Genomic DNA, 25,277 nt, shown 5'->3' with positions numbered 1-25,277 from the left:
TGCTCCACAGTAGCCCGTGAGGTCACTGAATACGTTATATCGCGGAAGAAAATTAGTTGCTGGCCGACCTAATTAACAGCCGACAGACCCCCACCTAACGACATCACTTCGCTGAACCTTTTAAATAATCGAACGACGATCAAAGTTACTTGAGCCAATGCCATAAAACTGCAACTCGGCGAGGTGTTAACGTAACTTCGACTGTTTCATTCAAGGGCGCAATTGCAATAAAGCTGCCGCCACGGCGTTATCAACACGCTGGATCACTTGCTGGCATTGCTCATCGTCGATAATCAATGGCGGCAACAAGCGAATGACATTGCCCTTACGCCCGCCGCGTTCCAGCAACAGGCCTTGTTTGAAGCACTGTTGCTGAATGGCCACGGCCAGCGCCGGGTCCATCGGGAAATGCCCGTGGCGATCAGCCGGCTGGCGCTCGTCGACGATCTCGATGCCCAGCATCAGGCCGCGACCGCGCACTTGGCCAAGAGCTGGATAATGCGCCTGCAACTCGACCAGTCGGTCCTTGAGCCACTGGCCACGGCGCTCGGCCTGGGCGGCGAAGTTTTGCTGTTGCAGCACCTGCAACGTGGCCAGCCCGGCGGCCATGGCCATCTGGTTGCCGCGGAAGGTGCCGGCGTGGTTGCCTGGCTCCCAGGCGTCGAATTCACGACGGATGCCCAGCACCGCCATGGGCAAACCGCCACCGACCGCCTTGGACATGACGATCAGGTCCGGCTCGATGTCGGCGTGTTCGAAGGCAAACATCTTGCCGGTGCGTGCGAAACCGGTCTGCACTTCGTCGAGGATCAGCAGAATTCCGTGCTTGCGCGTCACCTCGCGGATCGCCCGCAGCCAGCTCGCTGGGGCACAGTTGACCCCGCCCTCACCCTGCACCGCTTCAAGGATCACCGCCGCCGGCAGTGACACGCCGCTTTCGACGTCTTCGATGAACTGGGTGAAATAGTGGGTCAAGGCCTCGACCCCGGCCTCACCGCCAATGCCCAGCGGGCACCGGTATTCGTGGGGGTACGGCATGAACTGCACCCCGGGCATCAGGCTGGCGATGGCATTTTTCGGCGCGGTGTTGCCGGTCAGGGCCAAGGCGCCGTGGGTCATGCCATGGTAGGCCCCGGAGAAACTGATGATGTTGTTGCGCCCGGTGTAGGTCTTGGCCAGCTTCAGCGCGGCCTCCACTGCATCCGCCCCGGACGGCCCGCAAAATTGCAGGCAGTAATCACGGCCTTGGTTCGGCAACAGGCTGAGCAAGGTTTCGCTGAAAGCGTCCTTGACCGCGGTGGTCAGGTCCAGGGTGTGCATCGGCAGGCCTGAGGCGAGAAAACTGTCGAGGCTGGCCATGATGGCCGGGTGATTGTGCCCCAGGGCCAACGTGCCGGCGCCGGCCAGGCAGTCGAGGTAGATGTTGCCTTCGACGTCGGTGACCCAGAGCCCGTGCGCCTTGGCGATTGCCAGCGGTAACTTGCGTGGATAACTGCGCACATTAGATTCGAACTTGCTTTGTCGAGCCAAATAGTCGGCATTGGTTTTTTGCAAAGGATTAGAGTGCAATACGCCATCATTCAACATCGCTTCACCCTCGTTAAATTCGATATGCAACTTATTCTCATTAACAAATCGTTGCAACTAATTCTTACAACCTATTTGGAAATTTACATATAGCGATTTTGACTATTTTAAAAATAATCAGGCACGCAAAAAACCAAGTTAATAAACCTGGTATAAATTCCGGAAGTGCCATGATCTAGCCATGATCTTGCAATGCAACTGACAACTTCTGTATTGGCTACCGACAGATAGCGACTTATACGCAAGTGTCTTGATTGTTCATTAATTGAGGGTGTGCATATGTCCTTCCTCCATACGAATCAGGTCATGGCCCAACGACGGCGCCCCGGTCCCTGGGGCGCATGACACAGGTGAATCAGAAGTCGACAGTCGCCGAAAGGAGGTAGGTGCGCGGGGTCGACAGCGTCAAGCCAGGCTCGCTGTCATCCGAGGCCCCGGCCGAACTCCAGTAGCGCTTGTCCGCTACGTTCTCGACATTGGCACGCAGGGTGATGTTCTTTTCTTCGACCTTGAACGCGTAGCGTGCGCCCACGTCGAAACGCTCCCAGGAGTCGATTTCCTTGTTGTTGGACTGGTCCAGATACTGCGAGCTGGAATAGATGCCGCGGCTGGTCAGGGTCAGGCCCTGTACGGTCGGCACATCCCACTCGGCGCCCAGGTTGACGTTGTATTTCGGCGTGGCAGGCGCACGGTTGCCATCGAAGGTGCCGTTGGTGGTGTTGGCCAACTCGCTGTCGATGTACATGACACCGCCGAGCAGGCGGAAACCATCGAGCGGTTCACCGAACACACTCAGTTCCACACCCGTGTTCTCACGCTTGCCGTTCGGGCCGAAGACCCGCGTCGTGGCGTTGGTCTCGTAGGCCGGCTGCTTGATCCGGAACACGGCGGCGGTGACGGCGAACGCACCCGCGTCATACTTGGCGCCGACCTCGACCTGGCGGCTGATGAACGGCGGGAAGATCTCGTCCTCGTTGACCGAGGTCGACGGCGCAATCTTGCCCTGGCTCAGGCCTTCCATGTAGTTGGCATACAGCGACAACTTATCGGTCGCCTTGAACAGGATGCCGCCCGACGGCGAGACCTTTTCTTCATCGTAGGCGGTGTCGCCTTTGACATTATCGGACCAGTCGTCAACCTTCACGCGCTGCCAGCGGGCACCGAGGGTCAACAGCAGCCGGTCATCGAAGAAACCCAAGGTGTCGGACAACGCCACGCCGCTGGAGCGGTTCTCGGTATAGACCTGCGAATCCTGTCGCGTGGGTCTGACAGGCGTTGGTGTTTCCACGGGGTCGTAGAGGTTGCTGCGGGCTGCGGCATAACGGGCACCGCCATTCTCGAAGTCCATGTAGAAATAGCTGGCGGCCAGGTTGACTTCATGGCTCACCGGGCCGGTATGAAACCAGTTGCGCACCCCTGCCGTGGCCGTCCGGACATTTTCGTCGCGGGTGAAGTCACGCGGCTGAACGCTGAAAGCGCCAGCGTCGTTGGTGACCGCAACGGCATGCCGGAGGAAGTCATGGTTACTTTTGCGCGCGCCTACTCCGCCGTACAGCATGACGGAGTCGTTGACATCGAATTCGCCGTTTACCGTGCCGAACGTGTCGTTGGTACTCGCCTTGCTCCAAGGCTGCGCATAGTTGTGGCGGACATCGCTGGCATGCGGAACCTGCGCGTTGGCGCCAACCTGCACGCGCTCCTGCGGGGCGTCGGTATCACGCTCAGTACGCCCGATATCCGTCGAGAGCCGCAGGCGTTCACCGCGAAAATCCAGGCCCAGCACCGCCATCTCGCGGTCGACATTCTGGTGATCCCATTCGGTATCGCCGGACTGCTTGACGCCGTTGAAACGAAGACCGAACTTGTTGTCCTCACCGAAGCGCCGGCCGACATCCACGGCCCCACCGACCTGACTGTCGGAAGCGTAACTGCCGGTGAACGAAGTGATGGGCTTGTCGGTCGCGCGCTTGGGCACCACGTTGATCCCGCCACCCACGCTGCCCCGCGGCGAGATGCCGTTAATGAGCTGGCTCGGGCCTTTGATGACGTCGACGCGGTCGGCCATCTCCATGTCGATCGTATAGGTCGGCAGGACGCCGTAGAGACCGTTGTAGGCGACATCACTGTTGAACAGGCTCAACCCTCGAATGGTGAACTGCTCATAGCGCCCTCCCGCCGGGTTGGTGGCGCGAACCGAGGGATCGCTGGCAATCAGGTCGCCCAGGGTACGAGCCTGCTGGTTTTTGACCGCCTCGCTGGTGTAAGTGGTCATGCTGAACGGCGTTTCCATAAAGTCTCGCGAGCCCAGCAAACCTTGCGAACCGCGGCGCGCGACCTGGCCGCCGGCATACGGATCGCCGTCAGCCGAGTCAGTGGCACCGAGAATCGAGGTGGCGCCCAGTTGCAGGCTGCCGCCTTCTGGCGCCGGGGTCAGGATGTACGCCTGTTCACCCACCGGCTGCAGTTGCAGACCGGAGCCCTGCAACAGTCGGGCGAAGCCCTCCTCGACCGCGTATTCGCCGGAAAGACCAGGGCTGGTGCGTCCACCCACCAGAGCCGGATCCACTGACAGATTGACCCCGGCCAACCCGGCGAAACGGGTCAGTGCTGCGCTAAGGCTTCCAGCCGGCACCTGATAACTGCGTCGTGGCGCGTCTTCGGCCCAACCGGCTGTGATAAACAACGGACAGGCACTCAGACTCAACAACAGACTCAAGTGCAACAACGGGCGCAGCCTGGAAGAACCCAGACGCTTACTGCAGGGCATCACTACGGGCATTGAGAATCTCTCTGATTTAGTTTCACTTGCCTTGAATGACAACCGACGCGAAAAAAGGGGACACACCTCAGACAATATTTTTACGCGGCAGCAACGTAACCCAATAACGGGTTCGCCTATGCACCTCCAGCGGCAAGCTGGCCGCCAATAACGTCAGGATGCGATCGGTGTCTTCCAGGCGGAAACTGCCGGTGACTTGCAGTGATTCGAGTTCCGGCGCCCAGCGCAGCACGCCCGGACGATAGGTGCTGAGTTCGCGCAGAAAATCGCCCAAGGGCTGGTTCTGCGCCATCAGCACACCGTCCCGCCAGCCTGGGGCAAGCACATCGAAAGGCTCTACGGCTCCCGCGTCCATTGCCTGAAGGCTGACTTGCTGGCCGGCGCGCAATGAAAAGACCGGTCCGTGCAATGGCTGCAACTGCACCGTGCCCTTAAGCACCGAGACCTTGCAGCTCGTCTGCCCCTGACGAACACACACTTCGCTCTGACTGACGACCACTTGCCCGAAGTGGGTCTGAATCGTCAGCGGCAAGGTCCCGGGCACATTCAGCGCTAGTTCGCCTTCCACGAGTTTAAGTCGCCGGTTCTTCAGGTCGATATCGACGGCACTCGCAGTGTTCAATTGCAACGAGCTGCCATCGGCCAACTGGACTTTTTTGCCCTCCCCGGTCGCGGTCCGCAGGTCGGCGCTCCAGACATCCAGAGGTAACTGCCGACTGATCAGCCAGGCGGTCGGCACCAGCGCCACCGCCCCTACGGCACGTTTGAGCACCGTGCGCCGACTCGCCTGCGGACGATCCAGACTGGCCATGGCCAGTGCCGACGGCAGGTCGGCAAATCGTTGGCGCAAGAGTTGAGCTTTCTGCCAGGCCTGTTCGTGACCGGGATGACTGTCACGCCAGTGCTGCAGATTGGCACAATCACGCTCATTGGCAGCGCCTGACTCCATGAGTGCCAGCCATCGAGCGGCAGCCCGCACGACTTGCCGTGCTTCCGCCGAAGGTGCCGAACCGATCACAATTCCACCAACAGACAATGTTCGTAGGCTTGGGCCATGTAGCGCTTGATCGTGCGCTCAGAAACTTGCAGGCGCTCGGCAATTTCGTGATAACCCAGGCCTTCCAACTGGCTCCAGAGAAATGCCCGTCGCACCGCTGTCGCCAATCCATCGAGCAGTTCATCCAGGGCCTGCAGGGTTTCCAAAAGCAACCAGCGCTGCTCGGGCGACGGCACGCAGTCCTCCGGCAACAGCGCCAGGGCATCGAGGTAAGCCTGCTCCAGGCTGCGACGCTTGTAGAAGTTGGTCAGCAGCCGCTTGCCGACTGTCGCCAGATAGGCGCGTGGTTCTTGCAGGTCGGCAATGCGCTGGGAGCTGGCGAGTACCCGCACGAACGTATCCTGGCTCAAGTCCGCCGCATCATGGCCATTGCTCATGCGTCGCCTCAACCAACTTTCGAGCCAGCCACGATGGTCGCGGTACAGGTCGTGGAAGGTTTGCCCCGTCGGCATCGCTGCATCACTCATCTAAAGGAACCCTGCGCGAAGAAATATTTTAAATGCGACTCATTCTAATTAGTGTTGAGACTTCAAACCAAGCCCTTTGTGCGTTTTGCACCCAGGAAAAACGTGAATATATGAATGACGGACAGGCATTTCGGCCACGCAGGCGCCGGGGAGTCGAGGCTGCGCGTTATTGAAGGAAATCATAAGGTAGAGTCAGAACTTATTGCACATCCGCACTTGGCCGGCAGATGCGAATCCCTGAGGGTCAGGGAATAAGGAGAGAAAAGCCAAATCGCAGACACAAAAAACCCCGGTCTTTCGACCAGGGTCTTTGCTATCGACTCGAAGTAGACACTGGCTTTACCAGCAGCTCTCTTCGTAGCGCCAAGGCGTTCAGTGGGCCTTGAAGCAGATATGGCGCAGCGGACGGGACTCGAACCCGCGACCCCCGGCGTGACAGGCCGGTATTCTAACCGACTGAACTACCGCTGCGTATCGCTTTGGACTTGCGTCCAATTAACTCGTCTGACTGGAAAGCTTCGAGGCTTTTCAATCTCGAGGCAGGCGAACCTGACTCGGAAAATATGGCGCAGCGGACGGGACTCGAACCCGCGACCCCCGGCGTGACAGGCCGGTATTCTAACCGACTGAACTACCGCTGCGCGTCGGTGGAGGCTTTTAAAAGCTTCCATCTTGCTTTCGCAAGACTCTCGGAAGTGGTGGGTGATGACGGGATCGAACCGCCGACATTCTGCTTGTAAGGCAGACGCTCTCCCAGCTGAGCTAATCACCCGTTTGCATCTCCGAGGCCGCGAAATTTACGCAGGTACCGAAGCTAAGTCAATACCCCGCTTGAAGTTTTTCTGAAAAAGACAAAATCATGTCATTTCCCGCGGCGCTGCCAATGGCCTCCTGCAGCCTCAAGCCGCAGCTGTCGCGGCCCCTGCTCGGATTACTCGCTGTAAACCATCTTCTTGGTCATGCCGCCATCGACCACGAACTCCTGGCCTGTGACGAAACCAGCGTTCTTTGACAATAGCCAAGCGACCATCGCCGCCACGTCCTCGACCGTCCCTACTCTGCCCGCCGGATGTTGGGCATGATCGGCATCGGTCAGCGGTTCGGCTCGACGCGCGGAGGGGTCTCGCGCATCGATCCAGCCCGGACTGACCGCATTGACACGGATTTCCGGCCCGAGGCTGATGGCCAAGGCATGAGTCAGGGCCAACAGGCCACCCTTGCTCGCCGCATAAGCTTCGGTGTCGGGTTCCGACTGCCTGGCGCGGGTCGAGACCAGGTTGACGATCGCACCGCTGTGAGCGCGCAGGTAGGGCGCACAGTGCTTGGCCAAGAGCATCGGCCCACTGAGATTGACTGCCAGCACCCGATTCCAGTACGCCAGCTCAAGGCTTTCAAGGGGGACGTTGTGCGGATCGGCAACCGCCGCGTTGCACACCAGCGCATCCAGGCGCCCGAATTGCCCCAGCACCTCGGCGACGCCCAACGCCACCTGCCCTTCGTTCGCGACGTCCATGACGATGAACCAGGCGTTGTCGCCGAGCACTTTCGCCACTTTCGAACCGCGCACTCGATCAAGATCGGTCAGTACCACCTGCCAGCCTTCGCTGATCAGCCACGCCGCGACACCCAGACCAATGCCCCGCGCAGCACCCGTGACCAGTGCGACGCGGCCATTGGTGCCGGTGGTCGGTGTGGACAACTCGATCACAAGGCAGCCAACCCGCGCGCCAGATCGGCTTGCAGGTCTGCCACGTCTTCCAGACCGACCGCGATGCGGATCAGGCTGTCACGAATGCCCGCGGCCTCACGCTCTTGCGGCGCCAGACGGCCGTGAGAGGTGGTGCTCGGGTGAGTGATGGTGGTCTTGGTGTCACCGAGGTTGGCGGTGATGGAAATCAGACGGGTCGCATCGATAAAGCGCCAGGCGCCCTCTTTGCCGCCCTTGACTTCAAAACTCACGACCGCACCGAAGCCCTTCTGCTGACGCAGGGCCAACGCGTGCTGCGGATGGCTTTTGAGGCCGGCGTAATGGACTTTTTCGATGCCGTCCTGCTGCTCCAGCCACTCGGCCAGTTGCTGAGCGCTGGCGCAATGCGCCTTCATCCGCAGGCTCAGGGTTTCCAGGCCCTTGAGGAAGATCCAGGCGTTGAACGGGCTCAGCGTCGGCCCGGCAGTGCGCAGGAAACCGACGACTTCTTTCATCTGCTCGCTACGACCCGCCACAACACCGCCCATGCAACGGCCCTGGCCGTCGATAAACTTGGTCGCCGAATGCACGACGATGTCCGCGCCCATCTTCAGCGGCTGCTGCAACGCAGGGGTGCAGAAGCAGTTGTCGACCACCAGCAGCGCACCTTTGGCGTGAGCGATTTGCGACAGTGCGGCGATGTCCACCAGCTCGGCCAGCGGATTGGACGGCGATTCGACGAAGAGCAGTTTGGTATTGGCCTTGATCGCTGCATCCCAGCCGGACAAGTCCGCCAGGGGCACGTAGTCGACTTCGATCCCAAAGCGCTTGAAGTACTTCTCGAACAAGCTGATGGTGGAACCGAACACGCTGCGCGACACCAATACGTGATCGCCGGCGCTGCAGAGGCTCATCACCACCGCCATGATCGCGGCCATACCGGTCGCCGTGGCCACGGCTTGCTCGGCGCTTTCCAGTGCGGCAATGCGCTCTTCGAACGCGCGCACGGTCGGGTTGGTGTAGCGCGAGTAAACGTTGCCCGGCACTTCACCGGCAAAGCGTGCCGCCGCGTCCGCAGCGGTACGGAATACGTAGCTGGAGGTGAAGAACATCGGATCACCGTGTTCGCCTTCCGGCGTGCGGTGCTGACCGGCGCGTACGGCCAGGGTATCGAACGCTACGCCTTCGAGGTCGCTGTCCAGCCGACCGGCATCCCAATCCTGACTCATGCTGTCACTCCTTGCCCTGCTCTTGATTTAGAGCGTTTTTAGTCGATACAAAACCGGCCCCTCAGGGCCGGTAGAAACTCAATTGTTGTACAGATCGATGATCGCACTGACTGCCTGCGTCTTGACCTTGGAGGCATCGTTACGTGCCTGCTCGATCTTGTTCAGGTAAGCCTCGTCGACGTCGCCGGTCACGTACTGGCCGTCGAACACTGCGCAATCGAACTTCTCGATCTTGATCTTGCCGCCACCGACCGCTTCGATCAAGTCAGGCAGGTCCTGATAGATCAACCAGTCAGCGCCGATCAGGTCAGCCACGTCCTGGGTCGAACGGTTGTGGGCGATCAGCTCGTGTGCGCTCGGCATGTCGATGCCGTAGACGTTCGGGTAGCGAACGGCCGGTGCCGCGGAGCAGAAGTAGACGTTTTTGGCGCCGGCTTCGCGAGCCATCTGGATGATCTGCTTGCAAGTCGTGCCGCGAACGATCGAGTCGTCCACCAGCATTACGTTCTTGCCGCGAAATTCCAGCTCAATGGCGTTGAGCTTCTGGCGTACCGATTTTTTCCGTGCCGCCTGGCCCGGCATGATGAAGGTCCGGCCGATGTAGCGGTTCTTCACGAAGCCTTCGCGGAACTTGACGCCCAAGTGGTTCGCCAGCTCCAGCGCCGCAGTACGGCTGGTGTCCGGAATCGGGATAACCACGTCGATGTCGTGTTCTGGACGCTCGCGCAGGATCTTCTCGGCGAGTTTCTCACCCATGCGCAGGCGGGCCTTGTAGACCGACACGCCGTCGATGATCGAATCCGGACGCGCCAGATAAACGTGTTCGAAGATGCACGGGGTCAGGGACGGGTTGGTCGCGCACTGACGGGTATGCAGCTTGCCGTCTTCAGTGATGTAGACCGCTTCGCCCGGCGCGAGGTCGCGAATCAGGGTGAAACCGAGCACGTCCAGAGAGACGCTTTCGGAGGCGATCATGTACTCGACGCCTTCATCCGTGTGACGCTGGCCGAAGACAATCGGGCGGATGCCGTGCGGGTCGCGGAAACCGACGATGCCGTAACCGGTCACCATCGCCACGACCGCGTAACCACCGACGCAACGGTTGTGCACGTCAGTGACGGCGGCGAACACGTCTTCTTCGGTTGGCTGCAACTTGCCGCGCTGGGCCAGTTCGTGTGCAAACACGTTGAGCAGCACTTCCGAATCGGAGTTGGTGTTGACGTGGCGCAGGTCAGATTCGTAAATCTCCTTCGCCAGCTGTTCAACGTTGGTCAGGTTACCGTTGTGCGCCAAGGTAATACCGTAAGGCGAGTTGACGTAAAACGGTTGGGCTTCGGCCGAAGTCGAGCTGCCCGCGGTCGGATAACGCACATGGCCAATACCCATGTGGCCGACCAGACGCTGCATGTGACGCTGATGGAACACGTCACGTACCAGGCCATTGTCCTTGCGCAGGAATAACCGGCCATTATGGCTGGTTACGATACCGGCAGCGTCCTGGCCGCGGTGCTGGAGGACGGTTAGCGCGTCATACAGCGCCTGATTGACGTTCGACTTACCGACGATACCGACGATGCCACACATGCGACGCAACCCCTACTTAATGGATCTGAACTGAACACAACTCACTGAGGCGTTTTGGCCATCGGCAAGAGGTGCTCCTTGAACGGTATCTCAGCGGGTACGCTGATACCGCTGGCAAGCCACTGACTGCTCCACCCGAGGATCAGGTTTTTGGACCAGTCTGCGACCAATAGAAATTTTGGCACGAGCTGTGATTCTTGCCACCACCCGTCCTGCTGTACCGGCCCCAGGCTCAACAGCCCGACCGCCACGACGACCAGCAACACGCCCCGCGCGGCGCCGAAGGCCATGCCAAGAAATCGATCGGTCCCGGATAGCCCGGTGACGCGAACCAACTCGCCGATAAGATAGTTGATCATTGCGCCTACGATTAACGTGGCGACAAACATGATGGCACAGCCCGTGATCACACGAGCCGACGGCGTTTGGATGTATCCGGCGAGGTATTCAGACAATGAACCACCGAACATCCAGGCGACGACTCCTGCGATGATCCAGGTCACCAGCGATAGTGCTTCTTTGACGAAGCCGCGGCTCAGACTGATCAATGCGGAGATGGCGACGATTGCAACGATCGCCCAGTCAACCCAGGTAAATGGCACAGTGCAGCCTAAAGACGGATAAGGCGGCGCATTTTAGCAGAGCCCATGCTTATCGGTAAGCCGCGATTGTCAGTGCATTTCAAATCGGGGCGATAGTTTTAACCACGCTCAGGCTGGAAACGCACCACAAAACCCTTGAGATTCTGCTGGCGGCTCAACAAGTCACGCAAACGATCGGCTTCTGCGCGCTCGATCAGCGGTCCGACAAACACTCGATTCTTGCCGTCGGCAGTGCGGATGTAGGCGTTGTAGCCCTGGCTGCGCAGGGATTTCTGCAGACTTTCTGCACTTGCACGGCTAGACAGACTGGCCAGTTGCACCGACCAGCTGACCGACAGGCCATTGGCATCGACGCGGCTTTGAGTCGTGTCCGGCTTGCCCGGTGAGGCCGCAATCGGCTGGCTAGGCGCTGTCGTAGGCTTGGTGACCGGCACAGGAGCCGGAGCCGGAGCGACCGGCTTGGCGGCAGGCGCAGGCGCCACCGGGACACTTGGGGCAATCGCTGTCGACGGCGCTTCTTGCTGAGCAATTTCATCATCACTCGGCACTGGCTCCTGAGGCAGCGCTTGCGGCTCAGGCACCACCACCGGCTCGACCTGCACTTGCGGCATCGAAGGCGCTTGCGGCGCAGCCGGGGCTTCAACCGTCACTTGACGCTGTTCATCCTGACGGGAAAACAGCATTGGCAGGAAAATCACCGCCAGCGCCACCAGAACCAGGGCGCCAACCATGCGCTGTTTGTATGCCTTATCCAGCAATGCCATTTGCCGCTTCCTCCGTGGAGCGCCGGGCCAGCCATTCAAGGGCCTCGGCGACACAATAAAATGATCCGAACAACAGAATCTCGTCGTCGCTCGTCGCCAGCGCGCATTGCCCCTCCAGGGCGGAGGCCACGCTGCCATAGGACGCTACCGAGGCGCCAAGGTTCTGCAACGCCGCGTGCAAATCGGCAACCGGGCGTGCTCGCGGTGAATCCAGCGGCGCGACGGCCCAATGCTGGACACTAGCATTCAATTCACCGACAACACCATCCAGATCCTTGTCCGCCAGCAATCCGAACACCGCCAGACGCTTGCCAGCCGGTGGTTGGCTGGCCAAGCGGCGAGCCAAATACTCTGCCGCATGAGGGTTATGCCCCACGTCCAGCAGCAGATTCAGACGCTTGCCCTGCCAGTCGAACTGACGGCGATCAAGGCGACCGACCACCCGCGTCGCTATCAGCGCTTCAATAATCTGTGCATCTACCCAAGGCAAACCGAGCAGCAAGTAAGCCTGCAATGCCAGCGCGGCGTTTTCCATCGGCAGATCGAGTAACGGCAGATCATGCAACTCGACCACGCGCCCTTGAGCGTCAAGACCACGCCATTGCCAGTTGTGATCGGTAATGCCGAGGTCGAAATCGCGCCCACGCAGGAAAAACGGACAATTGAGCTCGCGCGCTTTATCCAGCAGAGGTTGTGGAGGATTCAGATCGCCACACAGCGCAGGCGCGCCCTGACGAAAGATGCCGGCCTTTTCATAAGCCACGGACTCACGGGTGTCGCCTAGATAGTCCGCATGATCGACGCCGATGCTGGTAACCAGCGCCATGTCGGCATCGACCACGTTGACGGTATCCAGACGCCCGCCCAGCCCGACTTCCAGCACCACGGCATCTAGCCCTGCCTGTTGAAACAGCCAGAACGCCGCCAGGGTGCCCATTTCGAAGTACGTCAGGGAAGTGTCGCCACGCCCCGCCTCGACTGCAGCAAAGGCTTCGCACAGCTCGGCGTCGGTGGCTTCGACGCCATTGACCTGCACCCGCTCGTTGTAACGCAGCAGGTGCGGAGAATTGTAGACACCCACTTTCAGGCCCTGCGCCCGCAGCAACGACGCCACGAATGCGCAGGTGGAACCTTTGCCGTTGGTGCCGGTGACCGTAATCACCCGAGGCGCCGGCTTGCCGAGTCCCATGCGGGACGCTACCTGTTGCGAGCGTTCAAGGCCCATGTCGATGGCCGAAGGGTGCAACTGCTCAAGGTAGGCGAGCCACTCGCCAAGGGTACGTTGGGTCATAGGTTGGCAGGTACCGGTGGGACCACGATGGGTTCGATTGGCGCGGCGACGAATTTCGGTGTTGGCAGGCCCATCATTTGTGCCAGCAGATTGCCCAGACGCGGACGCAGTTCCTGACGGTGGATGATCATGTCGATCGCACCGTGTTCCAGCAGGAACTCGCTGCGCTGGAAGCCTTCCGGCAGTTTTTCACGCACGGTTTGCTCGATCACGCGCGGACCGGCGAAGCCGATCAGGGCCTTTGGCTCACCAACAATCACGTCACCGAGCATCGCCAGACTGGCGGAAACACCACCGTAGACCGGGTCGGTCAGCACAGAGATGAACGGAATGCCTTCTTCACGCAGACGCGCCAGTACCGCGGAGGTCTTGGCCATTTGCATCAGGGAGATCAGGGCTTCCTGCATCCGCGCACCACCGGAAGCGGCGAAGCAGATCATCGGGCATTTGTTTTCCAGCGCGTAGTTGGCAGCGCGAACAAAACGCTCACCCACAATGGCGCCCATCGAACCGCCCATGAAGGAGAATTCAAACGCCGAAACCACCACCGGCATGCCCAGCAGAGTGCCGCTCATGGAGATCAGTGCGTCTTTTTCGCCAGTCGCCTTTTGCGCAGCGGTCAGGCGATCCTTGTACTTCTTGCCGTCGCGGAACTTCAGACGGTCAACCGGCTCCAGGTCCGCGCCCAGTTCGGCACGGCCTTCAGCGTCGAGGAAGATGTCGATACGAGCGCGAGCGCCGATGCGCATGTGGTGGTTGCACTTTGGGCAAACGTCCAGGGTCTTTTCCAGCTCCGGACGATACAACACAGCCTCGCAAGACGGGCATTTGTGCCACAGACCTTCAGGCACCGAGCTCTTCTTGACCTCGGAACGCATGATCGAAGGGATCAGTTTGTCTACTAACCAGTTGCTCATGCTTTCTTTCTCCAGTACCGGCGGCCCGAACGCTTTGGTTCGCAGCCCCGCGTATGCCCTTGAGCTAAATTCATGTGTGCGGCGATGATCGATGAATTGCCGGGTCAGAAAAACTGACCTGCGTACAACCCGAAAAACCCTCAGCCGTGCCTGCTTTGTGCAAGTGAAGTTATGGACGGCGGCAGTTAGCCAGCCGTCACATCACGTACCGCTTTGATGAATGCCTGAATCTTTGCGTGATCCTTGATGCCCTTGCTCGCCTCTACCCCACCGCTGACGTCCACGGCATAAGGCCGAACCCGGGCAATCGCTTCGGCGACGTTAGCCGCAGTCAGGCCGCCGGCGAGGATGATCGGTTTGCTCAAGCCTTGCGGTATCAATGACCAGTCGAACGCTTCGCCGGTTCCGCCGGGCACGCCTTCAACAAAGGTGTCGAGCAAAATACCGCTGGCGGTTGGATAAGCATCGCAACCGGCCGCGATGTCATCACCGGCCTTGACCCGCAGCGCCTTGATGTACGGGCGGTGCCAGCCTTCACAGTCGGCTGCGGTTTCGTCGCCATGGAACTGCAACAGATCCAGCGGCACGGCGTCGAGGATTTCCCCCAACTCGCAGCGGCTGGCGTTGACGAACAACCCCACGGTGGTCACGAACGGCGGCAGCGCCTTGATGATCGAGCGCGCCTGCTGAAACGTCACGGCCCGCGGGCTTTTGGCATAGAACACAAACCCGATGGCATCGGCCCCGGCCTCGACCGCTGCCAACGCATCTTCTATGCGGGTAATCCCGCAAATCTTGCTGCGAACGGACGACATGTCGATAGAACCCCTAGGCATATCCGAGAAAGTCCCGGATGGTAACAAAAGCGTTCGAGGGCGTCAGCCGTCAAGTTCAGAGAAGCCGGTGAGGAAGTGCGGCCCGATGTAACGCTCGGGCAATTGGAACTCGTCGCGGTACTCGACCTGCACCAGGTACAGACCGAACGGGTGCGCCGTCACGCCACCGGAACGGCGAATGCGGCTCTCCAGGACCTCTTTCATCCACTCCACCGGGCGCTCGCCGGCACCGATGGTCATCAGCACGCCAGCAATGTTGCGCACCATGTGGTGCAGGAAGGCACTGGCACGGATATCCAGCACGATCATCTTGCCGTGGCGCGTGACGCGCAGGTGATGCAGTTCCTTGATCGGCGACTTGGCTTGGCACTGGCCAGCGCGGAAGGCGCTGAAGTCGTGGGTGCCGACCAGATACCGGGCCGCCTCGGCCATGCGTTCGACGTCCAGCGGGCGGTGGTTCCAGGTGATTTCATCGTTCAGGTGCGCCGGACGAATCTGATCGTTGTAGATCACGTAGCGATAGCGCCGGGCAATGGCCTTGAACCGCGCATGAAAATGCGCCGGCATGACCTTGGCCCAACTGACACTGACGTCATGGGGCAAGTTGATGTTGGCGCCCATGACCCAGGCTTTCATCGAACGCTCGACCGGCGTATCGAAATGCACGACCTGACCGCACGCATGCACGCCGGCATCCGTACGCCCGGCGCAGAGCAGCGACACGGGTGAGTCGGCGACTTTGGACAAGGCCTTTTCGAGCGTCTCCTGCACGGTGAGTACGCCGCATGCCTGACGCTGCCAGCCGCGATAGCGCGAACCTTTGTACTCAACGCCCAACGCGATCCGGAATAAGCCGTCGGCCGCCATTTCGGCGCCCGGATTATCTATATTTGCCAAGGAGTGACAGCCTGCTGATGTACGCAAAGGCGGGCATTATAAGGCCACCGGACCGGGACGCCAGAGGCGCGTGCTTTTTGTACCCTGCCCGGTACCCAGGACAGAAACAAAAACGGCAGCCTCAAGGGCTGCCGTTTTGTTTACACCTTACCGATCAGTCAAGCCAGACGCGAAAGCATTTCCTTGGCTTCGCTCTTCTGACCGTCGTCACCCTCGGTCACCACCTCATTGAGGATGTCCCGGGCGCCATCGGCGTCGCCCATGTCGATGTAGGCCTGGGCCAGATCGAGTTTGGTAGCCACTTCGTCGGTGCCGGAAAGGAAGTCGAATTCCGGCTCGTCAGCTGCGGAGGCCATAGCGTCTTCCGCCGTGAAGGTCGGCTCGCTAATGCTCTGCGACAGACGATCCAGTTCGGCGTTGACGTCATCCAGCTCGGCTGCGAAAGCATCCGGGACGTCAGGGGCGTCCATTTCGTCAGCCAGCGACAGGTCGAAATCGGCTGGCAGCTCCAGATCGTCCAGCGCAACTTCGGGAACAGCCGGCGCTTCAGCGGCAGGTAAATCCAAGTCCTTGACGCCGTCATCCAGGCTCAGCAGGAAGTCGTCTTCGGCCAGAGTCGCCGGCGAGGCGTCCGCACCGAGATCCATATCCAGGTCAAAGTCCGACAGGTCATCGAGGTTTTCCTTGATGTCGGTCTGCTGCTGCAACACCGACTCGAAGCTCAGGTCGTCATCCAGCGGAAACTCGTCCAGCTCAGCCGCAGACACTGGCTCTGCTTCTGCTGCTTCTGGTGCAACCACTGCCGGCGAGGCAGTTTCCAGATCATCCAGACTCAAATCGAAGGCACTGTCGAAGTCATCGGGCACTGCCGGTGCCGGCACTTCAGGCTCGTCCAGCAGCAGATCCTTGACGTATTGCGCGTCCAGTTCGGCAGCGATCGCAGCAGCTGCGATGCCACCGGCAGCCACAATGGCCATGGCCGGGAAGCGGCTCTTGAGTTTTTCGACCTGAGCAAAGTTGTCACCGTTGGCCACCAGTTGGCGTTCCTGGGCAACGAATGCATCGCGGTCACCTTGCTGACCGTAGACTTCCATCAGCTTGAGGCGCAGGTCACTGCGTTGCGGCTCTTGCTTGATCCCGTCTTCCAGCAAGGCAGCCGCCTGATTCAGACGACCGGCAGTGATGTGCGACTGCGCCTTGCTCAGTACGTCGTCATCGCGCTCGGCAGCAGGCGATACCAGTGGCGCGGCGATCGGCGGGGTTACCACAACCGGAGCAATCACCGATGCGGGGGCCGGGGCTGGTGCAGGTGGTGGCGTTGGCGCGGTAGCGAGCTTCACGCTCGGCGGCGGCACTTCCAGGTCTTCGAAGATGCTTTTCGGCAGGTCGCGGTCAGCGGAGAAGTCCTGCTCCTCGGCCAAGTCACGAGCCATGCGCAAATGCTTATCGGCTTCTTGCTGGGCTTTGCGGCGACGCGCCAGCAACAGCAGCAACAGCAGCAGAACCACCGCACCGCCGCCCACTAGGCCGAGCAGCACCGGATTGGTCAGCAGTTCGTTGAATTTTTGATCCTCGGACGCTACAGGTGTCGGCTCGATTGGCTTCTCAACCGGAGACGGCGTGGCCTCAGGCGCAGCAGCAGCAGCAGCAGCTACAGGTGCCGCCGGAGCCGCGTCCGCAGGCGTTGTCGCAGGGCTGGCCGCCAATTCGGCTGACATCACCGGTGCGCCCGGGGCACCTTCAGCCTGCAACTTGGCCAGTTGATTGTTCTTCAGTTCGATCAGTCGTTGCAGCTTGTCCATCTGACTTTGCAGATCGGTCATGCGGCTTTTCAGTTCGGCGTTGTCACGACGGGACGTGTCGAGGCTTTCCTGGGTCACGGCCAGCTTGTTGCTCAGGTTCTTGGCATCACCCGCGGCGCCTTTGCCTCCGGCCTTGCCGGACTCGGCAGAGACCAGGCTCAGGCTGTCTTTCACCGTTTGCGACGAAGTGCCTTCACCGCGACCGCGTTTGGTGGCATCGAGCTGCTGCTGTCCGGTCCCGGGCTTCGCCACGTAGCGACGACCCTGACGCCACGCGGTGTTCTGCGCAGAGACTTCAGCAATAGCCTTCGGTTGCGGCAGGCTGGTGCTCTGTGCCTGATCCGGCAAACGCAGCACCTGACCGGTTTTCAACCGGTTGATGTTGCCGTCGATAAAAGCATCCGGGTTCAACGCCTGGATGGCCAGCATGGTTTGCTGGACCGAACCGCCATTGCGCGCCTTTGCGGCGATTTCCCACAGGGTATCGCGCGGCGTGGTGGTGTATTGAGTCGGCCCGGTCGCGCCGGTCACTGGCGCGGTGACGGTTTGCGTCGGTACAGGTTGCGCAGCCGCATCAGCGGTTTGCGGCGAGAATTTGGACGGATCGAGCAACACGCTGTAATCGCGCAGCAGGCGACCGTTGGGCCACATCACTTGAACCAGGAATTTCACCATGGGTTCGGAGAGTGGTTTGCTGGACGTCACACGCAGGACGCTTTTACCGCTGGCGTTGAGCACCGGGGTAAAGGTCAGGTCATTCAGAAACGCTTGGCGGTCGACACCGGCCTTGGCAAAATCTTCGGGCGAAGCCAAGCTCGGCAGCACTTCAGCAGCAGTGAGGTCCTTGACGTCGAGCAACTCGATTTCCGCCACCAGAGGCTGGTTCAGCGTCGACTTCAGGGTCAATTCCCCGAGCCCGAGGGCATGCGCCATACCGGAGGACAGCGCCGAGGCGGCCGCTATTGCTAACACCAGTTTGCGAACTTGAACCATAGCCTAATCCTTTGTTTGAACATTCCTCGGCCAGCGAGAAGGTGTTGATAGCCGCTGCCGTAAGGCATTGCGCGCGGCGGCGAAGAGTCGTCGCGCGCGATCATTTCATTCATGCCACGCAAAGCCCCGGAGGGTGGCTCGCCTTCGGCAATCTGGCCAAGCATAGCGCTCGGCCCGAATCATTCTGTGAATTGTTGCGAAGTATCTTTTACAGCAGGTCTTTTATCAACAATTCAGCCACCTGCACAGCATTGAGCGCGGCGCCTTTGCGTACGTTATCTGACGTCAGCCACAAATTAAGTTCCGACGGGTCGTCGATCCCGCCGCGAACCCGACCAACGTAGACCACGTCCTGCCCTACCGCATCGCCTACCGGCGTCGGGTAATCACCGGCTTCCACCAGCTCGATACCGGGCGCGTCTTCCAGGGCGGCGTTGACTTTCGCCAGGTCGATGTCGCTCGCTGACTGCAACGTCACGTTAAAGCTATCGCCAAAAAACACCGGGGCTTGAATGCAAGTGGCGGAAATCTTTAATAAAGGCAGTGCCATGACCTGACGCAGCTCGCGTACCAGGCGTTTTTCCAGCAGCGTATGCCCCCGGTCATCGGGCTTGCCAACTTGCGCCAGCAGGTTGAAGGCCATCTGCCGATCGAAGAAGGTCGGCTCCAGCGGACGCACGTTGAGCAGCTCCGCGGTTTGCCGGGCCAGCTCGGTCACGGCTTCGCGGCCTTGGGCGGACACGGCCAGGCTGGCGGTCAGGTTGATGCGTTGCAGGTCGAGCAAACCGAGCAATGGTGCGAGCACTACCGCCAGCGTGGTGGCTGAAGGGCTTGGACTGCTGACCTGGAACGGCTTTTTCAAACCGACCAGAATTTCGGCATTGGCTTCAGGCACTACTTGCGGCGCCTGATCAGCCGGCAAGGCGCCGGACAGGTCGATCAGCGAGCAACCGGCCGCCGTGGCACGCGAAGCGAAACTCAGGGTCACCGCCGGGCCGGCAGCGAAGAACACCAGCTGGACTTTACTGAAGTCGAACTCATCGACCTCCCGCACCCGCACGTTCTTGCCGCGAAACGGCACCGAATGCCCCGCCGATTCGCTGCTGGCGAGCAGGTGCAAATTGCCGACCGGAAAGTCGCGTTCTTCGAGAATCTGCACGAGCGTTTCGCCGACAGTACCGGTGGCGCCGATCACGGCAATATCAAAGGACTGGCTCATGGTTCTACCTCTGGCGAAACGGGGGGAGCGGCACTTTACCGGGTGGTTGGCATGCAGGCAATTCTGCCGGGGATTTGTGGTGCCTGCGCCGGCCCCTTCGCGGGCAAGCCTCGCTCCTACATGGGATCGCGCTGCACTTGTAGGAGCGAGGCTTGCCCGCGAAGGGGACCGTCTTGACGACACATTTCCCATAAAAAAACCCGCACCTCTTTCAAGGCACGGGTTCGTTCATTACTTCAATCGATCAACGCTCAAGCAGGATCCGCAGCATGCGACGCAGCGGTTCGGCCGCGCCCCACAGCAGCTGGTCGCCGACGGTGAACGCGCCGAGGTACTGCGTGCCCATGTTCAGTTTGCGCAGACGGCCAACCGGTACGTTCAGGGTGCCGGTGACTTTCGTCGGGCTCAGTTCCTGAATGCTGACGTCACGCTGGTTCGGCACCAGCTTGACCCAAGGGTTGTGCTGGCTGATCAGCCCTTCGATGTCGGCGATCGGCACGTCTTTGTTCAGTTTGATGGTCAGCGCCTGGCTGTGGCAGCGCATAGCGCCGATGCGCACGCAGATGCCATCAACCGGGATCGGGCTCTTGAAGCGACCGAGGATTTTGTTGGTCTCGGCCTGGGCCTTCCACTCTTCGCGGCTCTGACCGTTCGGCAGTTCTTTGTCGATCCACGGGATCAGGCTGCCGGCCAGCGGTACGCCGAAGTTTTCGGTCGGGTACGCGTCGCTGCGCATGGCTTCGGCGACACGGCGGTCGATGTCGAGGATCGCGCTGGCCGGGTCGGCCAGTTGATCGGCGACAGCGGCGTGGGTCGCGCCCATTTGCTTGATCAGTTCACGCATGTTCTGCGCGCCGGCACCGGAGGCCGCCTGATAGGTCATGGCACTCATCCACTCCACCAGACCGGCTTCGAACAAGCCGCCGAGGCCCATCAGCATCAGGCTGACGGTGCAGTTGCCGCCGATGTAGTTCTTGGTGCCCGCATCGAGCTGCTGGTCGATGACCTTGCGGTTCACCGGGTCCAGCACGATCACCGCGTCATCCTGCATGCGCAGGCTGGAAGCGGCGTCGATCCAGTAACCCTGCCAGCCGGCTTCGCGCAGTTTCGGGAAGACTTCGCTGGTGTAGTCGCCACCCTGGCAGGTCAGAATCACATCGAGGGTTTTCAGCTCTTCAATGCTGTAAGCGTCCTTGAGCGGAGCAATGTCCTTGCCCACGGATGGGCCTTGGCCACCGACATTGGAAGTGGTGAAAAACACCGGCTCAATAAGATCGAAATCCTGCTCTTCCAGCATCCGCTGCATGAGCACGGAACCGACCATACCGCGCCAACCGATCAGACCTACACGTTTCATCGCAACTACACCTTCTTTAAAAAGTGGGCCGCTGCTTTCAAGAGTGAAAGTTGCAGCGGGCCCAAGAGATTACAGATTCCGCAGCGCGGCGACTACTGCGTCGCCCATTTCCTGCGTACCGACTTTAGTGCAACCCGCCGACCAGATGTCGCCAGTGCGCAGGCCCTGGTCCAATACCAGACTGACGGCCTTCTCGATCGCATCGGCCGCATCCTGCAGATTGAAGCTGTAACGCAGCATCATCGACACCGACAGAATGGTCGCCAACGGGTTGGCAATGCCTTTGCCAGCGATGTCCGGCGCCGAACCGTGGCACGGCTCGTACATGCCTTTGTTGTGGGTATCCAGCGACGCCGACGGCAGCATGCCGATGGAACCGGTGAGCATCGACGCCTGGTCGGACAGAATGTCGCCAAACAGGTTGTCGGTGACGATCACGTCGAATTGCTTGGGTGCACGCACCAGTTGCATGGCGGCGTTGTCGACGTACATGTGGCTCAGTTCGACTTCAGGGTAATCCTTGGCCACTTGCTCGACGATTTCACGCCACAGTTGGCTGGAGGCCAGTACGTTGGCTTTGTCCACCGAGCACAGCTTCTTGCCACGCACCATGGCCATGTCGAAACCGACACGGGCGATACGGCGGATTTCGCTTTCGCTGTACGGCAGGGTGTCGTAAGCCTGACGCTCGCCGTTTTCCAGGGTGCGGGTACCGCGTGGCGTGCCGAAGTAGATACCGCCGGTCAGCTCACGGACGATCAGGATGTCCAGGCCAGCAACGATTTCTGGCTTCAGGCTCGAAGCCTCGGCCAGTTGCGGGTAGAGGATCGCCGGACGCAGGTTGCCGAACAGGCCCAGTTGCGCGCGGATTTTCAGCAGGCCGCGCTCAGGGCGGATGTCACGTTCGATGGTGTCCCATTTAGGGCCGCCCACAGCGCCGAGCAGTACAGCATCGGCGGCGCGCGCACGATCCAGGGTTTCGTCGGCCAACGGCACGCCATGCTTGTCGATGGCGGCGCCGCCGATGACGTCGTGGCTCAGCTCGAAGCCCAGGTTGTACTTGTCGTTCGCCAGCTCCAGCACCTTGACCGCTTCGGCCATGATTTCCGGGCCAATACCGTCACCCGGGAGAATCAGAATCTGCTTGCTCATGCTTTCCTCATGTCATCAGTCGGTACGCCCTTGGGCGCACCCGGAAAAATTCTATCGCTCGGCGCTTATCGTTCAGCCATCAGCACCAGCACATCGGTACTGAACGAACCATCGGCTTCAATCTCAAAATACTCGCGTACTTCATTACCCATCGACTGCTGCAACTCGCGGATCGCCGCGCGCATTACCTCTGGCGTGCGCATGCGCTCGACCCAGGAGGTGTACTCCAGACGCAGCCGTTGACGGGTGGTGCTACGGGTATGCAACCCCGCTTCGCTGACCTGACGCAACCACTCACCGGCGGAATAATCGCGCACATGGCTGGTGTCGCGCAGCACTTCGACGCTTTGCAGGTAAGTGTCGAACAACGGACTGCCCGGTGACAACACGTCGATGAACGCCGCCACCCCGCCCGGCTTCAGCACCCGACGAACCTCCCGCAGCGCCAAGCCGAGATCGCTCCAATGGTGCGCCGAATAACGGCTGAAGACGAAATCGAACTCACCATCGGCGAACGGCAACCGCTCGGCGGCGCCCAGCACCGTGGACACATTGCTCAGGCCGCGGTCGACGGCGGCACCGGCCACCACGTCGAGCATCTGCTGCGACAGGTCGTAGGCCACCACTTCTTTCACCAGCGAGGCCACGTGAAAGCTCACGTGACCGGCGCCGCAGCCCAGGTCCAGCACTCGGGCATCGCCCTGCCCTGCCAGTTCAGCCTGTAGCAGTGCGAATTCGGTGCCTTGAGCGTGAACGGCGCTGCTCAGGTAGGCCGAGGCCTGTTCACCGAATTGCTTTTGTACAACCTGACTGTGGGCGGTGCTGGTCATCGTAATGTCCTGATATTTGTGTTGTCTGGGCGGGCCTCTTCGCGGGCAAGCCTCGCTCCTACAGGAGAATGCATTACAACCGTAGGAGCTAGGCTTGCCCGCGAAGGCGTCATCACGTTTTACAAACAATCACGCGTCGCGAAACAACCAGGGCTGGCTCGCACGGTGTTTGGCTTCAAACGCCGCGATCGCCTCACCTTCCTGCAAGGTCAGGCCGATGTCGTCCAGGCCGTTGACCAGACAATGCTTGCGGAACTCGTCAAGCTCGAAGCTGTAAACCTTGCCATCAGGCCGGGTCACGGTCTGGGCTTGCAGGTCGACCGTCAACTCGTAGCCAGGATTCGCTTCGACCTGCTGGAACAGTTCATCGACTTCAGCGTCGCTCAAGATGATCGGCAGCAAGCCGTTCTTGAAGCTGTTGTTGTAGAAGATGTCGGCGTAGCTCGGCGCGATGATGCTGCGAAAACCGTATTCTTCCAGCGCCCACGGCGCGTGTTCGCGGCTCGAGCCGCAACCGAAGTTCTCGCGGGCCAGCAGCACGCTGGCGCCTTGATAACGCTCGGCGTTGAGGACAAAGTCCTTGTTCAGCGGACGCTTGGAGTTGTCCTGGTAGGCATAACCCACGTCCAGGTAGCGCCATTCGTCAAACAGGTTCGGACCAAAACCGGTGCGCTTGATCGACTTCAAGAACTGCTTCGGAATGATCTGGTCGGTGTCGACGTTGGCACGGTTCAAGGGTGCGACCAAACCGGTGTGTTGGGTAAAAGCTCTCATGTGCGGTTCCTCAGATCAGTTCGCGAACGTCGATGAAACGACCGTTGACGGCAGCCGCCGCGGCCATGGCCGGGCTGACCAGGTGAGTACGACCACCAGCGCCCTGACGCCCTTCGAAGTTGCGGTTGGAGGTCGAGGCGCAATGCTCGCCCGACTCCAAACGGTCCGGGTTCATCGCCAGGCACATCGAGCAACCCGGTTCACGCCACTCGAAACCGGCTTCGAGGAAAATTTTGTCCAGGCCTTCGGCCTCGGCTTGTGCCTTCACCAGGCCCGAGCCCGGCACCACGATGGCTTGCTTAATCGTCGAAGCGACTTTACGGCCCTTGGCGATCACCGCCGCAGCGCGCAAGTCTTCGATCCGCGAGTTGGTGCAGGAACCAATGAATACGCGGTCCAGTTGAATGTCGGTGATCGCCTGATTGGCGCTCAAACCCATGTATTTCAAGGCGCGCTCGATGGAGCCGCGTTTGACCAGGTCCATTTCCTTCGCAGGATCGGGAACGTTCTGATCAACCGCCAAGACCATCTCGGGCGACGTACCCCAGCTGACTTGAGGCTTGATCTGAGTGGCGTCGAGCTCGACCACGGTGTCGAATACGGCGTCAGCGTCGGACACCAAGTCTTTCCAGGATTCGACCGCCATGTCCCATTCCGCGCCTTTCGGGGCGAATGGACGACCCTTGACGTAAGCCACGGTTTTTTCGTCGGCAGCCACCAGACCTACGCGAGCGCCGGCCTCGATGGACATGTTGCAGATGGTCATGCGGCCTTCAACGGACAAATCGCGAATGGCGCTGCCGGCGAACTCGATGGCGTGGCCGTTACCGCCGGCGGTGCCGATTTTGCCGATCACCGCGAGCACGATGTCCTTGGCCGTCACGCCGAACGGCAATTTGCCTTCGACCGACACCCGCATGTTTTTCATTTTCTTGGCGACCAGACACTGCGTGGCGAACACGTGCTCGACCTCGGAAGTCCCGATGCCGTGGGCCAAGGCGCCAAACGCGCCGTGAGTCGAGGTGTGCGAATCGCCGCAGACCACGGTCATGCCCGGCAAGGTGGCACCCTGCTCCGGACCGATCACGTGAACGATGCCCTGACGCACATCATTCATTTTGAATTCGGTGATGCCGTATTCATCGCAGTAGTCATCGAGGGTCTGAACCTGCAAACGCGAGACCTGGTCGGTAATCGCTTCGATGCCGCCCTTGCGATCCGGCGTGGTCGGTACGTTGTGGTCCGGGGTCGCGATGATCGAGTCGACGCGCCAAGGCTTGCGCCCGGCCAGACGCAGGCCTTCGAAAGCTTGGGGAGAAGTCACTTCATGGATGATGTGGCGGTCGATATAGATCAGCGACGACCCATCGTCGCGCCGTTTCACTTCATGGGAATCCCAGAGCTTGTCGTAAAGCGTTTTGCCGGCCATCAGACGGTCCTCATCAGCTTGCTG

General features: G+C 60.3%; 20 protein-coding genes and 3 tRNA genes. All 23 read right to left on the bottom strand.

The window, feature by feature from the left end; translation table 11 throughout:
* Positions 1 to 210: 210 nt before the first annotated feature.
* The 23 genes from ACYZT3_RS11270 to leuC all read right to left on the bottom strand — a co-directional run bounded on the left by ACYZT3_RS11270 (position 211) and on the right by leuC (position 25,253).
* Positions 211 to 1,587 (bottom strand): diaminobutyrate--2-oxoglutarate transaminase, encoded by a 1,377-nt coding sequence (locus tag ACYZT3_RS11270; protein ID WP_282377755.1) that lies wholly within the window; start codon positions 1,585 to 1,587, stop codon positions 211 to 213.
* Between the two features lie 355 nt (positions 1,588 to 1,942).
* Positions 1,943 to 4,366, bottom strand: coding sequence for a TonB-dependent receptor (locus ACYZT3_RS11265; RefSeq protein ID WP_282377672.1), 2,424 nt, complete (start codon positions 4,364 to 4,366; stop codon positions 1,943 to 1,945).
* Between the two features lie 67 nt (positions 4,367 to 4,433).
* A complete protein-coding gene (locus ACYZT3_RS11260; RefSeq protein ID WP_282377671.1) occupies positions 4,434 to 5,384 on the bottom strand; it encodes a FecR domain-containing protein in 951 nt (316 codons plus the stop codon).
* Positions 5,381 to 5,890, bottom strand: coding sequence for a sigma-70 family RNA polymerase sigma factor (locus ACYZT3_RS11255; protein ID WP_462032101.1), 510 nt, complete (start codon positions 5,888 to 5,890; stop codon positions 5,381 to 5,383). The genes ACYZT3_RS11260 and ACYZT3_RS11255 overlap by 4 nt, the downstream gene beginning before the upstream one ends.
* Before the next feature lie 394 nt (positions 5,891 to 6,284).
* Positions 6,285 to 6,361 (bottom strand) — tRNA-Asp (locus ACYZT3_RS11250).
* A gap of 93 nt (positions 6,362 to 6,454) precedes the next feature.
* Positions 6,455 to 6,531: transfer RNA gene (locus ACYZT3_RS11245), tRNA-Asp, on the bottom strand.
* 55 nt (positions 6,532 to 6,586) lie between these two features.
* Positions 6,587 to 6,662, bottom strand: a tRNA-Val gene (locus ACYZT3_RS11240).
* A 159-nt stretch (positions 6,663 to 6,821) separates the two neighbouring features.
* On the bottom strand, positions 6,822 to 7,598 hold the full coding sequence (locus ACYZT3_RS11235) for an SDR family oxidoreductase (protein ID WP_462032100.1): 777 nt from the start codon (positions 7,596 to 7,598) through the stop codon (positions 6,822 to 6,824).
* On the bottom strand, positions 7,595 to 8,806 hold the full coding sequence (locus ACYZT3_RS11230) for an O-succinylhomoserine sulfhydrylase (RefSeq protein ID WP_282377668.1): 1,212 nt from the start codon (positions 8,804 to 8,806) through the stop codon (positions 7,595 to 7,597). Before ACYZT3_RS11230 ends, ACYZT3_RS11235 begins: the two co-directional genes overlap by 4 nt.
* A 78-nt stretch (positions 8,807 to 8,884) precedes the next feature.
* On the bottom strand, positions 8,885 to 10,390 hold the full coding sequence (gene purF, locus ACYZT3_RS11225) for an amidophosphoribosyltransferase (protein ID WP_282377667.1): 1,506 nt from the start codon (positions 10,388 to 10,390) through the stop codon (positions 8,885 to 8,887).
* Between the two features lie 41 nt (positions 10,391 to 10,431).
* Complete coding sequence (locus ACYZT3_RS11220) at positions 10,432 to 10,992, bottom strand: CvpA family protein (RefSeq protein WP_074875247.1); 561 nt, start codon at positions 10,990 to 10,992, stop codon at positions 10,432 to 10,434.
* A gap of 98 nt (positions 10,993 to 11,090) precedes the next feature.
* A complete protein-coding gene (locus ACYZT3_RS11215) occupies positions 11,091 to 11,756 on the bottom strand; it encodes an SPOR domain-containing protein (protein WP_462032099.1) in 666 nt (221 codons plus the stop codon).
* Positions 11,740 to 13,047 carry a bifunctional tetrahydrofolate synthase/dihydrofolate synthase gene (folC, locus tag ACYZT3_RS11210; RefSeq protein WP_462032098.1) on the bottom strand — a complete coding sequence of 436 codons (1,308 nt, stop codon included), beginning with the start codon at positions 13,045 to 13,047 and terminating at the stop codon, positions 11,740 to 11,742. Before folC ends, ACYZT3_RS11215 begins: the two co-directional genes overlap by 17 nt.
* A complete protein-coding gene (gene accD, locus ACYZT3_RS11205; protein ID WP_123512527.1) occupies positions 13,044 to 13,964 on the bottom strand; it encodes an acetyl-CoA carboxylase, carboxyltransferase subunit beta in 921 nt (306 codons plus the stop codon). Before accD ends, folC begins: the two co-directional genes overlap by 4 nt.
* A 185-nt stretch (positions 13,965 to 14,149) precedes the next feature.
* The gene (locus ACYZT3_RS11200) at positions 14,150 to 14,779 is read right to left on the bottom strand and encodes a phosphoribosylanthranilate isomerase (RefSeq protein ID WP_462032097.1); all 630 of its coding nucleotides are present in this window, start codon (positions 14,777 to 14,779) and stop codon (positions 14,150 to 14,152) included.
* 63 nt (positions 14,780 to 14,842) lie between these two features.
* The gene (truA, locus tag ACYZT3_RS11195) at positions 14,843 to 15,667 is read right to left on the bottom strand and encodes a tRNA pseudouridine(38-40) synthase TruA (RefSeq protein ID WP_462032362.1); all 825 of its coding nucleotides are present in this window, start codon (positions 15,665 to 15,667) and stop codon (positions 14,843 to 14,845) included.
* 188 nt (positions 15,668 to 15,855) lie between these two features.
* Positions 15,856 to 18,492 carry a FimV/HubP family polar landmark protein gene (locus ACYZT3_RS11190; RefSeq protein ID WP_462032096.1) on the bottom strand — a complete coding sequence of 879 codons (2,637 nt, stop codon included), beginning with the start codon at positions 18,490 to 18,492 and terminating at the stop codon, positions 15,856 to 15,858.
* A 208-nt stretch (positions 18,493 to 18,700) separates the two neighbouring features.
* Complete coding sequence (locus tag ACYZT3_RS11185; protein ID WP_462032095.1) at positions 18,701 to 19,711, bottom strand: aspartate-semialdehyde dehydrogenase; 1,011 nt, start codon at positions 19,709 to 19,711, stop codon at positions 18,701 to 18,703.
* Between the two features lie 244 nt (positions 19,712 to 19,955).
* A complete protein-coding gene (asd, locus tag ACYZT3_RS11180; RefSeq protein WP_462032094.1) occupies positions 19,956 to 21,068 on the bottom strand; it encodes an aspartate-semialdehyde dehydrogenase in 1,113 nt (370 codons plus the stop codon).
* Positions 21,069 to 21,137: 69 nt separating this feature from the next.
* Positions 21,138 to 22,220 (bottom strand): 3-isopropylmalate dehydrogenase, encoded by a 1,083-nt coding sequence (gene leuB, locus ACYZT3_RS11175; RefSeq protein WP_282377659.1) that lies wholly within the window; start codon positions 22,218 to 22,220, stop codon positions 21,138 to 21,140.
* Between the two features lie 65 nt (positions 22,221 to 22,285).
* Positions 22,286 to 23,050, bottom strand: a complete 765-nt coding sequence (locus ACYZT3_RS11170; protein WP_282377658.1) for a class I SAM-dependent methyltransferase — start codon at positions 23,048 to 23,050, stop codon at positions 22,286 to 22,288.
* Between the two features lie 129 nt (positions 23,051 to 23,179).
* On the bottom strand, positions 23,180 to 23,824 hold the full coding sequence (leuD, locus tag ACYZT3_RS11165; protein ID WP_462032093.1) for a 3-isopropylmalate dehydratase small subunit: 645 nt from the start codon (positions 23,822 to 23,824) through the stop codon (positions 23,180 to 23,182).
* 10 nt (positions 23,825 to 23,834) lie between these two features.
* Positions 23,835 to 25,253, bottom strand: a complete 1,419-nt coding sequence (gene leuC, locus ACYZT3_RS11160; protein ID WP_462032092.1) for a 3-isopropylmalate dehydratase large subunit — start codon at positions 25,251 to 25,253, stop codon at positions 23,835 to 23,837.
* Positions 25,254 to 25,277 lie beyond the last annotated feature (24 nt).

It is taken from the genome of Pseudomonas sp. MDT1-16 (assembly GCF_054898115.1).
The sequence above is the reverse complement of the archived record's forward strand: the minus strand, read 5'-3'. Positions and strand labels throughout refer to the sequence as shown.

Bases quoted from the DNA above. Each gene is read 5' to 3' on its own strand.
- leuB (WP_282377659.1), bottom strand. From the start codon at position 22,220: ATGAGCAAGCAGATTCTGATTCTCCCGGGTGACGGTATTGGCCCGGAA.
- ACYZT3_RS11270 (WP_282377755.1), bottom strand. From the start codon at position 1,587: ATGTTGAATGATGGCGTATTGCACTCTAATCCTTTGCAAAAAACCAAT.
- folC (WP_462032098.1), bottom strand. From the start codon at position 13,047: ATGACCCAACGTACCCTTGGCGAGTGGCTCGCCTACCTTGAGCAGTTG.
- ACYZT3_RS11230 (WP_282377668.1), bottom strand. From the start codon at position 8,806: ATGAGTCAGGATTGGGATGCCGGTCGGCTGGACAGCGACCTCGAAGGC.
- ACYZT3_RS11170 (WP_282377658.1), bottom strand. From the start codon at position 23,050: ATGACCAGCACCGCCCACAGTCAGGTTGTACAAAAGCAATTCGGTGAA.
- ACYZT3_RS11215 (WP_462032099.1), bottom strand. From the start codon at position 11,756: ATGGCATTGCTGGATAAGGCATACAAACAGCGCATGGTTGGCGCCCTG.
- leuD (WP_462032093.1), bottom strand. From the start codon at position 23,824: ATGAGAGCTTTTACCCAACACACCGGTTTGGTCGCACCCTTGAACCGT.
- ACYZT3_RS11200 (WP_462032097.1), bottom strand. From the start codon at position 14,779: ATGTCGTCCGTTCGCAGCAAGATTTGCGGGATTACCCGCATAGAAGAT.
- truA (WP_462032362.1), bottom strand. From the start codon at position 15,667: ATGGCGGCCGACGGCTTATTCCGGATCGCGTTGGGCGTTGAGTACAAA.
- ACYZT3_RS11255 (WP_462032101.1), bottom strand. From the start codon at position 5,890: ATGAGTGATGCAGCGATGCCGACGGGGCAAACCTTCCACGACCTGTAC.
- asd (WP_462032094.1), bottom strand. From the start codon at position 21,068: ATGAAACGTGTAGGTCTGATCGGTTGGCGCGGTATGGTCGGTTCCGTG.
- leuC (WP_462032092.1), bottom strand. From the start codon at position 25,253: ATGGCCGGCAAAACGCTTTACGACAAGCTCTGGGATTCCCATGAAGTG.
- ACYZT3_RS11190 (WP_462032096.1), bottom strand. From the start codon at position 18,492: ATGGTTCAAGTTCGCAAACTGGTGTTAGCAATAGCGGCCGCCTCGGCG.
- purF (WP_282377667.1), bottom strand. From the start codon at position 10,390: ATGTGTGGCATCGTCGGTATCGTCGGTAAGTCGAACGTCAATCAGGCG.
- ACYZT3_RS11265 (WP_282377672.1), bottom strand. From the start codon at position 4,366: ATGCCCGTAGTGATGCCCTGCAGTAAGCGTCTGGGTTCTTCCAGGCTG.
- ACYZT3_RS11185 (WP_462032095.1), bottom strand. From the start codon at position 19,711: ATGAGCCAGTCCTTTGATATTGCCGTGATCGGCGCCACCGGTACTGTC.
- accD (WP_123512527.1), bottom strand. From the start codon at position 13,964: ATGAGCAACTGGTTAGTAGACAAACTGATCCCTTCGATCATGCGTTCC.